This is a genomic window from Acetobacter persici, assembly GCF_018256955.1.
GTDB lineage: Bacteria > Pseudomonadota > Alphaproteobacteria > Acetobacterales > Acetobacteraceae > Acetobacter > Acetobacter persici.
The window spans coordinates 74,188-89,130 of sequence record NZ_JAERKU010000010.1; the positions used below are offsets into that span (position 1 = coordinate 74,188).

The following is a 14,943-nucleotide window of genomic DNA, read 5'->3' on the forward strand; positions in this document are numbered from 1 at the left end:
CCACGGGCGGAAAATGCTTGTGGTGTTGGCGACGTTGCTGGGATTGTTGAGGCAGCTTGCTCTACAGAGTGTGGCACGCTAGGTGAAGTGCCACGCACGACACTGGAGCGCCTGACCGGGCTCCAGATCGAACCGAAAGCCATCCCGCGCGATAGGCACATGACCATGCCCGGCATGAGCATGGCGCCGGGTCGACGCCACACAACACCCGATCATCAGCATTCGCACCATGACGATGGCGCGTGCTTTCTGTGTCCATTGCTACACTTGCCCGATATCGTGCTGGCAACGCCATTTACCGCGATCTTGGTGGCTGTTCGCGTTGTTTGCACGCGATACATTCTGCCACCTGCGCAAGCGCCACCTTATGAGCGCGGAAACCGGTTGCCGCGGCCGACCGGACCACCCCTGACGACCTGAGCCATTGCCACCGCCTGACAACCGGACTGAGCGCTTTCGTAATAAGGGCGCGTGTCCGTTTTTTCAGGCTGTCTTTTGCCTCAGATCCGGATTTCTTTCATGAACTATCTTATTAGTTTCCGTGCGTCCGGCGCACGGATGCTCGCCTGCGGCTGCGCTCTCGCAGCGCTCAGTTATGGACCTGCCGCTATCGCGGCCGAGTCCCCAAACGTCACACCAAAAAAGGCGGCAGCATCCAAAAAGCGTGCCTATGAGACGACAAGCGTCCAGACGTCGAACTGGTCTGGAGAGACTCTCATCGTGAGAGGCAAGCACCTCAGTTACACGGCGCCGACGTCCTCAGCCGCAACACGCACCGATACGCCGCTCATTCAGGTTCCCCAGTCGGTCCAGGTGATCACACGCACACTCATTCAGGAGCAGGACAGCCATTCATTGAGCGCCGCTCTGGTCAATGTCTCGGGCATTACGCCGACACGAACGGATGCGATCCTGTTTGTTCCTCCGATCGTGCGAGGATTTCCCGCAGAGGTCTATCTCGATGGCTTGCCAATCTCTGCCGGGAACCAGCAGGCCTTCGCCCCCAATGCGCTGGTCGGTGTCGAGCGCATCGAAGTTCTCAAAGGGCCTAGCGCCACACTTTGTGGTGGCGGGCTGGGTACGCCCCTTGGCGGGATTATCAATATTGAATCTGAACGTCCTGGCGACAAGACAGGAGGATACGTTGCGATGCGCGACGGGAGTTATGACACCCTGAACCCGTATGGCGATGTCAACCTGAGGCTCTCACCAAAGGTTTCCATTCGTCTTGCCGGTGAATACCAGAGTTACGAAAGCTGGATTAACGAGGTTCATAGCAAGCAACCCTCACCATGCCACAGCCTGTCATCGGCTGCGATCTTTCGCGCGCCTTCCTCAATCTCTGCGACCTTCCTTCCGGCAGGATGCAGCGCATTCCCAATACCCGTGACGCCATCGCCGAATGGGCCGAAACGCTCATGCCTGATGTGCTCGTCGTTTTCGAGGCCACCAGCGGCTGCGACGACATCCTCATCGCCACCCTGACCGAACGCGCGCATCCGTTCTCGCGCGCGAATCCGCGTCAAGCTCGCGAGTTCGCCCGCGCAACCGGCGTTCTGGCCAAGCCCGACCGCGTCGATGCGCGCGTGCTTGCCCAGATGGGCGCGGCCCTGGATCTGCCTGTCACCCGCCCGGTCAGTCCGGCCCGTGCGACATTGGCCGTTTTCCTACGTCGCCGCAGGCAGTTGGTCGACATGCGCAAGGCCGAGAAGTTGCGTCGTCACAGCGCAGGCCATGATGACATCGCCGAGCAGATGGACGCCATGATCGCTCTGCTCTCGACCCAGATCAGCGTGCTTGATCAGCGCATCAAAGCCATAATCGCTGCAGATCGCGCGCTTGCGGAACAGGCCGCCCTGATGAGCACCGTGCCCGGCATCGGCCCGACCGTAATGGCCGTCCTACTCGGCGAACTACCGGAACTCGGCACATTGTGTCGCCGCAAGATCGCCTCTCTTGCCGGTCTGGCACCCCATGCACGCGAAAGCGGCTCATGGAAGGGAGTACGACGCATCTGGGGCGGGCGACGAAAGGTCCGCGAAGCCCTCTATATCGCAGCCCTGTCCGCGTCCCGCCGCGTGCCTGCACTCATTGCCATGCGCGATAGGATGCGCGCCAAGGGCAATCTACCCAAGACCATCCTGATCGCCATCGCACGCCAGCTCCTCGTCTTCCTCAATGCCATGATCCAGAAAAGTCAGCCTTTGCAGATCACACGATCAACACAGTTGCCCCCGGGTCAGTTGTCAACGAAAATCAACACACTCGCTCTCAGGCAGCGCAATGACCGACATCGCCTCGAGGATGTTTTCAGGTCCGCCTTTCGGCGGCCAGATTCCTGCAGAATAGGCGGCCGCTCGCAACGCTCCGCGCTGTGCGAGGCTATCGAATTTCCAGATATGGGTGATCCGGGGCGGTCCGTCGAGTGCGTACATGTTGACTATCAGGTGCGCCGTGTAGTCCCGGGCCGGCTCTATCGCAGCCTCCCAGCCAGCGAGCGTCGGCGGAAGCCCACCGGGCTTCAGTTTGTAGTTGCGGAATTCGTAGACCGCGTCGTGGGCAGCAGGCTGTGCTGGCGGCAGGAAGGGAAAGGGCATGTAGCTGTTCATCTCCAGCGCCGTTATCACGCCGCCGGCATTGAACGGATTGGCGCTCATTAGGGCGCGATGGCGCTCCCGCTGCAGGGAGGCGGCGTCCTCGAAGCGTCGCAGGATCAGCATACGACCGAGCGGCCCCATCTCGGTGCGCCAGCATCCCAGCAGGGCGCCGTCGGCATCGGGCATCGAGGTCCATTCCCGTGCGGCCTTCGCCACTTTCGCTGCGGAGAGAAGCGGAAAGGCCAGTGTCGTGAGTTCGTAGAGTTCGCGCATGGATCAGGCCTCCTGCGGCGAAGGTGTTTGGAGCCCGGGAAGATGCCCGGAGGATTCGGCCGCGAAAGCACCGAAGAGCGGATCCCACTCAGTGATCGTCAAGCTCTCGACGAGCCCCTCTACTGCAAACGGGTCAGCGGCGACCAGCGCCTCGGCCTTGGCGCGATCGGGAACGGTGAAAATTAGAAAACCGGATCGCAATGGCGTGCCGAGCAGGCGACCGGATGCGCGCAGGCTGCCCGCAGCGACGAGTTCCTTGATATAAGCGACATGGGCGGCAAGGTGCCGGTTCCACCCATCTCCGTCCGGATGCGACATGGTTACGATGAAGAAAGCCATTTTTGTCTCCTTGCCAGGGTGGGCGGATAAGCAGAGATAGATTGACGCGTCTGCGCGATAAAGAGATGAAAGGTTTCATGATTTGAAACCCACGGTTTGGAGTAAATGGATCGTCTCACTAGCATGGCCGTATTTGTAAAGGCGGCGGATCTCGGCTCCTTCACAGCGGCGGGAACGGCGCTGGGCCTCTCGTCGCAGATGGTCGGCAAGCATGTGTCTTTCCTGGAAGAACGGCTGGGAGCCCAGCTTCTCCAGCGCTCGACCCGGCGCCAGAGCCTGACCGCGGTCGGACGGACCTTCTACGAGCGCTGCCGCGTGGTGCTCGCCGAGGTCGAGGCGGCCGAGGCCACGGCGCGCGAATCCGCCACAACCCCGCGCGGGCGGCTGCGCGTCAGCGCGCCGGTGACTTTCGGCAGCATCGCGCTCGCACCTGTGATATCGGACTTTCTGCGCATCCGTCCCCACGTCGAGGTCGCGCTCGACCTGACCGACCATTACGTCGATGTCGTGGGCGAAGGGTATGACGCCGTCATCCGCCTCGGGCCGCTCAAGGATTCTGAGCTTATGGCCCGCGCGCTCGCTCCCTACAAGCTGATCGCGTGTGCCTCACCCGTCTATCTTGCCGCTCGGGGCGCACCGCGAACGCCTGAGGACCTCTCGAAGCATGACTGCCTCGGCTTCGTCTTCGCCTCCGGGCAACCCTTCGCCGAATGGCGTTTCGACAAGGAGGGAAAGGTTTACGAGGTGCAGGTGCGCAGCCGGTTTCAGGTGAATGACGCACGCGTGCTGCAGGCAGCCGCGCTGGACGGGCAAGGCATCATTCTCCAGGCCGACCTGATCGTGGCCGATGACTTGGCGGCAGGCAGGTTGGTGCAGGTCCTGCCCGATTATGAAACGCCCAAGCGCCCCATGCATATTCTGTTTGCCGCGACCCGCCCGCCGACGCAGACGCTGCGCCGTTTCATCGACCACGTTGTGCGCTGCTTCGGAAAAGATTCAGGCCCCGGAAGGCATCAATCAAGCCGCGGGACATAGCTGCCTCAGATCCCGCCCGTTCGGGCTAGAGCAGTTCCACTGAACTCTGAATCGAGAGGTGACAGTGAAGGCGCGATGTGATTCACCGTTTTTCCTGATGGAGACGGTGATGGCACGAGCATTGAGTTATGATCTTCGGAAGCGGGTTCTGGAAGCTGGAGTTGGGGGAGCGTCAGCCCGCTCGATTGCGGCGCGGTTCGGTGTTGGGATTTCGACGGCGATCCGCTGGCTGCGTCGGGAACGCGAAAGCGGCGAGCAGACGCCCCGTCGCCAGGGCAAGCCGCGCGGGTCACGGCTGGACGCGCATGAAGCGTTCATTGCTGGCATGATCGAAGCGCAGAAAGACATCACGCTCCACGAAATGATGGCGCGTCTGAAAAGCGAACGGGCCGTCGGGATCGGTCGCAGCATGCTCAGTCGCTGGCTGCGGCAACACGGATGGACATTCAAAAAAAGACCGCTCATGCACTGGAGCAGGAGCGTGAGGACGTCCTGAAACGACGACAGGAGTGGTTTGATCTCCAGCCTGACCTCGATCCGAAGCGTCTGGTGTTCATTGACGAAACCAGCCTCTCCACGAAGATGACCCGTCTGCGCGGACGTGCCTTGTGCGGGGAACGCTGCCGCGCCGGTGTGCCGCACGGGCACTGGAAAACCACGACTTTCACCGGTGGACTGCGTCTGCGGGCATGACCGCGCCCTTCGTGCATGATGGTCCCATGAACGGTACGGTCTTTCAGGTCTATGTCGAACGGGTTCTCATCCCGACACTGAAATCGGGCGATATTGTCGTGATGGACAATCTTCCGGCGCATAAGCTGCCGGCGGTACAGAAGGCCATTGAGCAGGCAGGGGCGGAACTGATGTTCCTTCCGCCATACAGCCCGGACTTTAATCCCATCGAGATGGCCTTCTCAAAACTCAAGGCCTTGCTGCGCGCCAGAGCCGAACGGACTGTCGGTGCTCTGTGGGATACCGTCGGCGCGCTGCTTCCGGCTTTCACTCCCAGCCAATGCAGCAGTTTCTTTACAGCCGCTGGATATGAGCCAGATTAAAGTGGAACTGCTCTAGCAGCTTTCAAGCTATCAGCCCTTTTATGATAGGCATAGGTATGATCCAATTTGGAATGCTGAGTTCAAAAGGGAGCTGCCGTCGTCAAACATCGCATTGAATGATCGGAAAGTCCCAGCCCCGGTCATAAGCGCAGTGACCGCTCATGAGCGCGTAACGATCGCAAGCGTCATGTAGTTAAATGGCAGTTTGCCTGCTGCGTCCGAACAATAGACTTTCTGTTCCCCTCCATAACTGTCACTCCAAAGGCCGCGGGGGATCAACACAAGCAAGCATGCCATCTGACAAAGACTTCTGAAGACACAGAGCCTCGCTGACAGTCGCATTCATCCATACATCCAGATCATCTGGCTGCGTCAGAATCACCGGCATGGCTTTCGGATGGATGGCTCCAACTTCCCGGTTCGCCTCGGTGGTCAGAAATCCAAACAGGTCATCCGTTGTCTCTCCATCAGCCAGTTTCCGCACGGATGTCCATCGGCACCAGATACCGGCAAAGAAAGCCACCTGCTCACCGTCGCTGCGGGCAAACCACACAGGCTGCGATTTCCCGTCAGGCAGACGTTCCGGCTCCGAGAACGCCGTCAGCGGCACCAGACAGCGGTGCTCCACCCCTTCCCAGCGCTTCCACCATACAGATCCCGGATTGCGGATATTGGTCACACCGCGATCCACCTTATGGCCTTTCAGGTAACCGGGCGGTGTCGGCATGCCCCAGCGCGCCATGACCAATTCACGACCGCCTTCCCCGTTCCGCACAATCGGCGCCATGGTGTTCGGATAGATCTCAGGCAGCGGTTGGAGATTGCCCGTGCGGTCATCAAGGACTTTGGCAATCTCGCGGATCGCCTGCGGGTTCGAGGTCATGGAATAGAGATTGCACATCCGTATTGCTCCCTTATGACCACATGCCGCGTAATCTGGCTGCCATATCGATCCTTACGGATTTCACGGCCTCCTGCCGGGCCTGTTCTTCCGGTTTTACGACCGGCCAGGATATGGACTGGAACAGGGACAGCATGTCCCGATCAATGAAACGTGTGCGCGAGGCATAGACATGCCGGTCGCCCCGGCTGTGCTGCCCATGCACATAGAAACGCTGCGGCACCATGATATCGAGACTGTCCTTCGCCCGTGTCATGGCGACATAGAGCAGCCGGCGTTCCTCCTCGATGTCGTCCTGTTCACCGGTGGCCAGATCAGACGGAATGCACCCATCGACCGCGTTCATAACGAACACGTTCTTCCATTCCTGCCCCTTGGCGGAATGAATGGTGGAGAGGATCAGATAATCCTCATCCAGCAACGGCACGCCAGCCTGATCGGATGTGGCATCCGGCGGGTCCAGCGTCAGTTCAGTCAGGAACTTCTCTCGTGACGGATAGCCCCCGGCGATCTGCTCAAGCTGCACCAGGTCGGCCAGACGGATGGAGGCGTCCTCATGCAGCCGCTCCAGATGTGGCTCATACCAGTACCGCGCAGCTGCGATCTCGCCCGGCCAGCCGACCTGATGACTGCCAAGAGCGGTCAGCATATTCACGAAACCCGCCCAGGCCTCACCACTCCGCTGTGGCGCTTTGACATCCTTCAGCGCCTCGAACGGATGCGCACTCTCGCCCATCGTATCCAGCACGCGTCGGGCCGAACCCGGCCCCACGCCCGGTAGAAGCTGCAACACCCGAAAGCCCGCGATGCGGTCGCGCGGGTTCTGGGCAAAACGCAATAGCGCCAGCACATCTTTCACATGCGCACTATCGAGAAACTTGAGGCCACCGAACTTCACGAACGGAATATTGCGCCGGGTCAGTTCCACCTCCAGCGTGCCGCTATGGTGCGAGGCCCGGAACAGCACAGCCTGCTGCTTCATCGGTGTGCCAGCCTCACGCTCTTCCAGCACCCGATCCGCGATGTAGTTGGCCTGCGCCGTGTCATCCCAGATAGTGACCAGTCGTGGCTTTTCCTCCGACGCCCGCTCGGTCCACAGATCCTTGGTGAACCGCTCGGCTGCCTCTCCGATCACGGCATTAGCCGCATCCAGAATGGGTTTCGTCGAACGATAGTTCCGGTCCAGCGTCACTACATGGGCCGGGGAATCGAAGGACGCCGGAAAATCAAGAATGTTGCGTACGGTCGCGGCCCGGAAGGCATAGATGCTCTGCGCGTCATCGCCCACCACCGTCAGCCCGTGTCCGTCCGGCTTCATGCCCAGCAGGATGTCCGCCTGCAGCCGGTTGGTATCCTGATACTCATCGACCAGCACATGATCCCATTTGCCGCCGATATCTGCGGCTAGAACCGGGTCGCTGACCATCTGCGCCCAGCATAGCAGCAGGTCGTCGTAATCCAGCACGCCCTGTTCCTGCTTGGCAGTGACATAGCCTGCAAAGAGCTGTTTGAGCTGGGCTTCCCAGCCCGAGCACCACGGATAATGCTTCAGCAGCACATCCGCGAGCGGCGCGCCTGAATTCACCACACGGGAATAGATGGCAAGGCACGTGCCCTTGCCGGGGAATCGCTTCTCGGTTTTGGAAAATCCCAGATCATGGCGGATCAGATTCATCAGATCAGCGGAATCCTCGCGGTCATGAATCGAGAAGGCCGGGTCCATACCGATCTGCTGGGCATACTCCCGCAGCAGCCGCGCACCGATGGAATGAAACGTCCCGGCCCAGGCCAGCGCGTCGGCCAGAGGTCCGACCTTGTCGCCCAGCACGGTTTTGCAGATGCGTTCCACCCGCCGCGTCATCTCAACACTGGCCCGGCGCGAGAAGGTCAGCAGCAGGATGCGGCGCGGATCAGCGCCCGAGGCGATCAGATGCGCGACCCGATGGGCCAGCGTGTTGGTCTTGCCCGATCCGGCACCGGCGATGACCAGCAGCGGGGATGAGACCGCCCTGCCTGCCGAGACTCCGGTCCCGTGCGTGACGGCCTGCCGCTGCGCGTCATTCAGACGGGACAGATAATCGTCGCTGCCCGAAGCGGGAGAAGGTTCTGGATTCAATTCCTTAGCGCACTTTCATCAACAATACTGAGCCGACATTGGACACCAGCATGCCGGATACGGAGCGAATTTGCATTGACTTGCGTAGCATGGTTGGAACAAATCAGGAACATATAATCAGGAACATATAATCAGGAAATCCGCCTACACAAGGACCGTCGAGCCGTGACATGACTGCTGAAATCCATAAAAAACCCGGTCTGGAGACGCTGCGGGCCGCAATCAGCCGTCTCGAAGGGTACAGCGACCGACGCCGCACGGTGCTGCCCTTTGGCGTGCGCGAGATCGACAGCCGCCTGCCGGGTGGCGGTCTCGCGCTGGGCTCTCTGCATGAGGTGGCGGGCGGCGGGAATGACGCCCTGCACAGTGCCGCCGCCGGTCAGTTCTGCGCCGGGATTGCAGCCCGCACGCGCGGCAAGGTGCTCTGGATTGTCACCCGTCAGGACGTATTCGCTCCCTCCCTGAAACAGGTGGGGCTGTCGGCACGACGAACCATTTTTGTCGAGGCCAGTTCGGATGTCGATGTGCTGGCCTGCTTCGAGGAAGGGCTGCGGCATGGCGGCATGGGGGCCGTGGTCGCCGAGGTGGCGCGTCTGTCCATGACGGCCTCACGTCGCCTGCAACTGGCGGCCGAAACGTCTGGTTCGCTTGGCATCGCGATCCGCCGCTGGCGGCGGCAGACGGATGCGGCGGATTTCGGCCAGCCCACGGCTTCTGTCACACGCTGGCGGGTTTCGGTCCTGCCGTCTGTGTCTTTGCCGGTGCCCGGTGTGGGCCGTCCCCGCTGGCTGCTGGAACTGATCCGTGCCCGTGCGGGCGAATGTGCCGATTTTGAAGTGGAGGCCTGTGATGCCAAAGGAAGGCTCGCCCCCTGTATCCCGGTCGCGGATCGTCTCGCTTTACCTGCCACTCTGGCCGACCGACCGGATCAGGAAACGACTTGGGCCAGACGCGCCCGCGCCTGAGACGCCGCTGGCGCTGGCCGGGCGTGAAGGACGACGTCGGGTTGTCCTGTCGGTCGATCTTGCCGCCCGGAAGCTGGGGCTGCGCCCAGGCATACCGGTGGCCAAGGCTCAGGCGCTCTATCCCGATCTGGTGCTGATGGACGCCGATCTCGAGGACGACCGTCTGGGGCTGGAAAAACTTGCCCTGTGGTTCCAGCACAGGATCGCGCCCATCGTGGCGGTCAACGCCCCGGACGGGCTGGTGCTCGACACGACCGGGGCAGATCACCTGCATGGGGGCGAACTTCCCATGCTCAAGGATATGGTCCACCGCATGGCGGGAGCCGGTTTTTGCGCTCGGGCCGTAGTCGCGGACACCTGGGGGGCGGCCCATGCGCTGGCTCGCTATGGCCGGTTAGCGATTGCGGCTGTCCCTTCAGATAAAACGACCTCTGCTCTGGCTGATCTTCCCGTTGAAGCACTCCGCCTGCCCTCACCTATCATTGAGGGTCTGGCCACGCTGGGCGTATCCCGCATCGGACCACTGGCCGCCATGCCCCGCGCACCGCTGGCCTTGCGGTTTGGCCCCGACATCGCCCGCAGGCTGGATCAGGCGTTCGGGCGTATGGGTGAAGCCATCGTGCCTGTCCGCCCGGTTGATCCCGTGGAGGTCAGCCGTAATTTTGCCGAACCCATCGGCGCGGCCGAGACCATCGCCAAATACATTGGTAAGCTGGTGCCACTGCTCTGCCAGGGACTGGACGAACGTGGGCAGGGAGTGCGCCGCCTCGATCTGCTGCTGCATCGGGTGGACAGCCGCACCGAGGCGATCCGGGTCGCGACCGCCATGCCGGTACGCGATGTGAAGCGCCTGACCCGCCTGCTGTGCGAAAAAATCGAAACAATCAATCCGGGTTTTGGCATTGAGCGCATGGTGCTGATCGCGTCACTGGCGGAGCCCATGGATCGGCGACAGACCGTGTCTTCCCTGATCGCAGAGGAAGAGACCGATGTGTCCGACCTGATCGACACACTGGCCAACCGTGTGGGCATGCAGGCGCTGTATCGCTTTGCCCCCGTAGAAAGCGATCTGCCCGAACGCTCGTTCTGCCGGGTATCGGCAATGGCCTCCGAGGAAACAAAGGACTGGCCGGAGCACTGGCCTCGACCCACCCGGCTGCTGGCACGACCGGAACCGGTGCAGGCCATGGCGGAACTGCCGGACCAGCCACCGCTGTTCTTCATCTGGCGAGGCGTGCGACGGAATGTGAAATGCGCTGACGGGCCTGAGCGGGTCTTTGGCGAGTGGTGGAAAAATGACGCCGAGCTGACCATTGCCCGTGACTATTTCCGGGTGGAGGATACGAGCGGCGAGCGCTTCTGGCTTTACCGTGCTGGTGACGGTGAGCATGGTGAGACCGGCTCGCAGGGCTGGTTTTTGCACGGGATTTTCGGATGAGCGCCTCGGCACAGCGCTACGCCGAATTGCAGGTGACGACCTATTTCTCGTTCCTACGCGGGGCGTCTTCTCCGATCGAACTGTTTACGCAGGCAAAAGCCCTTGGCATCGAGGCACTGGGCATCTGTGACCGCAACTCTCTGGCCGGGATGGTGCAGGCCCATGTCGCGGCAAAAGAGGTCGGGCTCCGGCTTGTCGTGGGTTGTCGGCTTGATCTGGCCGATTTCCCGCCTATGCTGGTCTATCCGACGGACCGCGCGGCTTACGGTCGTCTCTGCCGCCTGCTGAGCCTCGGCAAGGCCCGTGCCGGGAAAGGGAAATGCCATCTGCTTTGGGAAAACCTAGTGGCCTGGGGCGCGGGCCTGATCGTCGTCATGATCCCTGACACGGCAGATGATGCCTGCGGTCTGCATTTGCGCAAGCTGAAAGACGCCTTTGCCGACCGGGCCTATCTGGCCCTCACCCTGCTGCGCCGCCCGAATGACCAGATGCGTCTCTACGAACTGTCGAACCTGGCTCATCAGGCACGGGTGCCGACCATTGTGACGAACAATGTGCTGTTCCACACCCATGACCGACGCATCCTGCAGGATGTCGTCACCTGCATCCGGCACAACACCACGATCGACGAGGCCGGGTTCGTCCGGGAGCGTCATGCCGACCGCTATCTCAAACCACCGCAGGAGATGGCCCGGCTGTTCAGCCGTTACCCTGAAGCGGTTGTCCGCACCATGGAGATTGTCGAGCGCTGCCGTTTCTCGCTCGATGATCTGGCCTACCAGTATCCCGATGAAATGTCCGTGCCCGGTCAGACACCCCAGCAGGCGCTGGAAACCCTGACATGGGAGGCCGCAGCCCGCACCTATCCCGAAGGAGTGCCGGACGAGGTTCACAAAAGCCTGAACCACGAACTCAGCCTGATCGGACGGATGCAATATGCGCCGTACTTCCTGACCGTGAACAGCATTGTCCGCTATGCACGCAGTCAGGATATTCTCTGCCAGGGCCGTGGCTCGGCAGCCAATTCTGCTGTCTGCTACGTGCTCGGCATCACCGCCATTGATCCGGCCCGCAACTCCCTGCTGTTCGAACGCTTCGTCTCTGAAGAACGGGCCGAACCGCCGGATATCGACGTGGATTTCGAGCACGCACGCCGGGAGCAGGTCATCCAGTGGGTCTATGAGCATTACGGGCGTGACCGGGCAGCCCTGACGGCCGTGGTGATCCGCTATCGCGCCAAGGGGGCCTTACGCGATGTCGGCAAGGTCATGGGCTTGCCGGAAGACCTGATCCGCACACTCTCGAGCCAGATTCATGGCTGGGGCCGCAGGCTGGACGATGACGCTCTGACTGACAGCGGCATTAATCTGTCCGACCGGCGCATCCGTCTGACCCTTGATCTGGCCCGATGCCTTATCGGCGTGCCCCGCCACCTGTCACAACATCCCGGCGGTTTTGTGCTCACACATGATCGGCTGGATGAACTGGTGCCGATCGAACCCGCCTCGATGGAGGCCCGCCAGATCATTGAATGGGACAAGGACGATATCGACGTCCTGAAATTCATGAAGGTGGATATCCTGGCGCTTGGCATGCTGACCTGCATGAAAAAGGGGGTGGATCTTCTGGCGGACCATAAGGGACAGCATTTCACCCTTCAGACCATCCCGGCCGAGGATCCGCGCACCTACGCCATGATCCGCAAGGCTGACACGATCGGCGTCTTCCAAATTGAATCCCGCGCCCAGATGTCCATGCTGCCACGGCTCAAACCGCGCGTCTTTTATGACCTCGTCATTGAAGTGGCGATCGTAAGGCCAGGCCCCATACAAGGTGATATGGTGCATCCCTATCTGCGTCGCCGCGAGGGCCTTGAGCGCGAAGACTATCCGACACCAGAACTGGAAGCCGTTCTCAGTAAAACACTTGGAATCCCGCTGTTTCAGGAACAGGCGATGCAGGTCGCCATGATCTGTGCCGGATTTACCGCCGCCGAGGCCGATCAGTTGCGCCGGGCCATGGCGACGTTCAAAAATACGGGCACTGTCTCACAGTTTCAGAGACGGCTTATCGATGGCATGCGCGCCAACGGCTATGATGAGGCCTTCGCCGAGCGGATCTATCAGCAGTTGGAAGGGTTCGGGTCTTACGGATTTCCCGAGAGCCATGCCGCCAGTTTCGCTATTCTAGCCTATTCGTCATCGTGGATGAAATGCACCCATCCGGATGTGTTTCTGGCGTCACTCCTGAATTCCCAGCCTATGGGGTTCTATGCCCCGGCGCAACTTGTCCGCGATGCCCGGGAACATGGTGTGGAAATCCGGCCCGTTTGCGTCAACGCATCGCGCTGGGATAGCACGCTGGAAGGACCGGAAAGGCCAGACGGGATCTTCGCCGTGCGGCTGGGCATGAGTCTGGTCAAGGGGCTGGCCAATGACGATGCCGCCTGCATTGTTGCCGCAAGGGCGTCACGTCCGTTTACCTCGGTCGATGACCTATGGCGTCGGGCTGGCGTGAAAGCAGCAGCTTTGAACCATCTGGCCGAGGCCGACGCGTTCCGCCCTTCGCTCGGGCTGGCACGGCGCGAGGCGCTCTGGGCGATTAAGGCCTTACGGGACGAACCGTTGCCCCTGTTTGCGGCTGCGGAAGTAACGCGGGAAGCAGAGGAGCCGGATGTGTTGCTCCAGCCCATGCGCGATGGGGCAGAGGTGGTGCGGGATTACAACCGGCTTGGTCTGAGCCTTCGGGATCATCCGCTGACCTTTCTGCGCGAGGATCTTCGGGCACGGGACATCATAACGTGTCAGCAGGCGCTGGCGGCGAAGGACGGGAAGCGTCTCACCGTAGCGGGACTGGTGCTGGTCCGGCAGCGACCAGGATCGGCGGAAGGCGTAGTATTCCTAACGCTGGAAGATGAGACGGCCAACACGAACGTCATCATCTGGCCGGACATGTTTGATGCGAACCGGCGCGTCATACTTGGTGGCCAGATGCTTGCCGTGAAAGGCATGCTCCAGAAAGAAGGTGAGGTCGTACATCTGGTGGCGAAGGAGATCACCGACCTCTCCGGCCTACTGACGGACGTCGGGAACCGTTCTTTGCAAAACGTCGGCATAGACCTGCAGGAACCCAGATCCGAACATCTGGTGATAAAGTCACGAAACTTCCACTGACTGATGATCTATCAGCTTCTGCGCAATCCCGGTAAGGGTTGCCCGCCTCGCGGCCTGTGAGAAAAGGGGTGCGCCGATCATGAGTTCGTCGGGATGATGCTGTTTTATGAAAGTAGAAATCCCTGCGGCCACGACATCAGCCCTTCCAGTAAACGTATAACGCAGGGTTCTGTCGATAAGAGCCTGTTCCTGTTCGCTCCATGAAACGGCGCGAGGTGCTGGAAATTGCGTTGGACGCCCTCGGCGTAACGCAACAAAATGCTGTTCCAGTGAAGTCGCTGCATGCTGCGCCTCGGCAGCTGTTTCTCCGATAATCGCATTGACGGCCAACATGGCGTAAGGCTTCTGAAGACGCTCTGACGGTTCAAAACGCTGACGATAAAGTGCCAGAGCCTCTTCCATCAGATCCGGTGCAAAATGACTGGCGAAAGCAAACGGCAGGCCCATGATTGCGGCCAGATGCGCTGAAAACAGGGAAGACCCAAGCAGCCAGACGGGCACATCCAGCCCGGCTCCCGGTACAGCAAAAACCGTCTGACCTGATTGGGGTTTCTCGAAATAATGCAGCAGTTCCGCAACATCCTGAGGGAAACGATCAGCAGAGCCGGGATCGCGCCGCAATGCCCGCATGGTCGACTGATCGGAACCGGGTGCTCGCCCCAATCCAAGGTCGATCCGTCCGGGGTAGAGAGAGTCCAGCGTCCCGAACGCTTCTGCGACGGCAAGCGGTGCATGATTGGGAAGCATGATGCCACCTGCCCCCACCCGAATGGTTTTCGTCGCTCCAGCAACATATCCAATTGCCACAGCGGTCGCGGCGGAAGCGATACCGGGCATTGCATGATGTTCCGCAAGCCAGAAGCGACGGAACCCTAAACTCTCTGCATGCACAGCAAGGTCCGCGCTGCGATGTAGCGCATCTGCAGCAGAACTCCCTTCATTGATGAAGGCCAGATCAAGAATTGAGAGCGGAATCATGGGAACAGTCCTCTTATCCAGTCCGTCTTCACATGGGACTGCAGACAACATACTCCAAGCCGCCAGATGAACA

At 60.7% G+C, this 14,943-nt stretch carries 10 protein-coding genes and 3 pseudogenes; 7 read left to right on the forward strand and 6 right to left on the reverse strand.

Annotated features, from left to right (window positions below; translation table 11 throughout):
* Positions 1-78: 78 nt before the first annotated feature.
* On the reverse strand, positions 79-231 hold the full coding sequence (locus tag JK199_RS11510) for a hypothetical protein (protein ID WP_212376017.1): 153 nt from the start codon (positions 229-231) through the stop codon (positions 79-81).
* Between the two features lie 327 nt (positions 232-558).
* On the opposite strand from JK199_RS11510, the pseudogene JK199_RS15805 reads away from it, so the two are divergent.
* A pseudogene (locus JK199_RS15805) lies at positions 559-1,062 on the forward strand (TonB-dependent receptor plug domain-containing protein); the annotation flags it as partial.
* Positions 1,063-1,364: 302 nt separating this feature from the next.
* Positions 1,365-2,144, forward strand: a pseudogene (locus tag JK199_RS16050) (IS110 family transposase); the annotation flags it as partial.
* Between the two features lie 102 nt (positions 2,145-2,246).
* On the opposite strand, the gene JK199_RS16055 reads toward JK199_RS16050, so the two are convergent.
* Positions 2,247-2,870 (reverse strand): NIPSNAP family protein, encoded by a 624-nt coding sequence (locus tag JK199_RS16055; protein ID WP_212376085.1) that lies wholly within the window; start codon positions 2,868-2,870, stop codon positions 2,247-2,249.
* A 3-nt stretch (positions 2,871-2,873) separates the two neighbouring features.
* Positions 2,874-3,209, reverse strand: coding sequence for a YciI family protein (locus JK199_RS11525; protein ID WP_212376024.1), 336 nt, complete (start codon positions 3,207-3,209; stop codon positions 2,874-2,876).
* Between the two features lie 123 nt (positions 3,210-3,332).
* Here JK199_RS11525 and JK199_RS11530 point away from each other — a divergent pair, with 123 nt between their 5' ends.
* Positions 3,333-4,244 (forward strand): LysR family transcriptional regulator, encoded by a 912-nt coding sequence (locus JK199_RS11530; RefSeq protein ID WP_237592406.1) that lies wholly within the window; start codon positions 3,333-3,335, stop codon positions 4,242-4,244.
* 109 nt (positions 4,245-4,353) lie between these two features.
* Positions 4,354-5,299: pseudogene (locus tag JK199_RS11535) on the forward strand (IS630 family transposase).
* 253 nt (positions 5,300-5,552) lie between these two features.
* Here JK199_RS11535 and JK199_RS11540 read toward each other — a convergent pair.
* Together JK199_RS11540 and JK199_RS11545 are read right to left on the reverse strand one after the other, a co-directional pair.
* Positions 5,553-6,200, reverse strand: coding sequence for an SOS response-associated peptidase (locus tag JK199_RS11540; protein ID WP_212376031.1), 648 nt, complete (start codon positions 6,198-6,200; stop codon positions 5,553-5,555).
* A 13-nt stretch (positions 6,201-6,213) separates the two neighbouring features.
* A complete protein-coding gene (locus tag JK199_RS11545) occupies positions 6,214-8,316 on the reverse strand; it encodes an ATP-dependent helicase (protein WP_212376034.1) in 2,103 nt (700 codons plus the stop codon).
* 170 nt (positions 8,317-8,486) lie between these two features.
* On the opposite strand from JK199_RS11545, the gene JK199_RS11550 reads away from it, so the two are divergent.
* The 3 genes from JK199_RS11550 to JK199_RS11560 are packed head-to-tail and all read left to right on the forward strand — an operon-like array spanning position 8,487 to position 13,892.
* Positions 8,487-9,281, forward strand: coding sequence for an ImuA family protein (locus JK199_RS11550; protein ID WP_212376037.1), 795 nt, complete (start codon positions 8,487-8,489; stop codon positions 9,279-9,281).
* Positions 9,166-10,719, forward strand: a complete 1,554-nt coding sequence (locus tag JK199_RS11555) for a Y-family DNA polymerase (protein WP_237592407.1) — start codon at positions 9,166-9,168, stop codon at positions 10,717-10,719. Before JK199_RS11550 ends, JK199_RS11555 begins: the two co-directional genes overlap by 116 nt.
* Positions 10,716-13,892 (forward strand): error-prone DNA polymerase, encoded by a 3,177-nt coding sequence (locus tag JK199_RS11560; RefSeq protein ID WP_212376039.1) that lies wholly within the window; start codon positions 10,716-10,718, stop codon positions 13,890-13,892. The genes JK199_RS11555 and JK199_RS11560 overlap by 4 nt, the downstream gene beginning before the upstream one ends.
* Here JK199_RS11560 and JK199_RS11565 read toward each other — a convergent pair.
* Positions 13,875-14,870, reverse strand: coding sequence for an LLM class flavin-dependent oxidoreductase (locus JK199_RS11565; RefSeq protein ID WP_212376042.1), 996 nt, complete (start codon positions 14,868-14,870; stop codon positions 13,875-13,877). The two genes, JK199_RS11560 and JK199_RS11565, sit on opposite strands and share 18 nt — an antisense overlap.
* Positions 14,871-14,943: the final 73 nt, after the last annotated feature.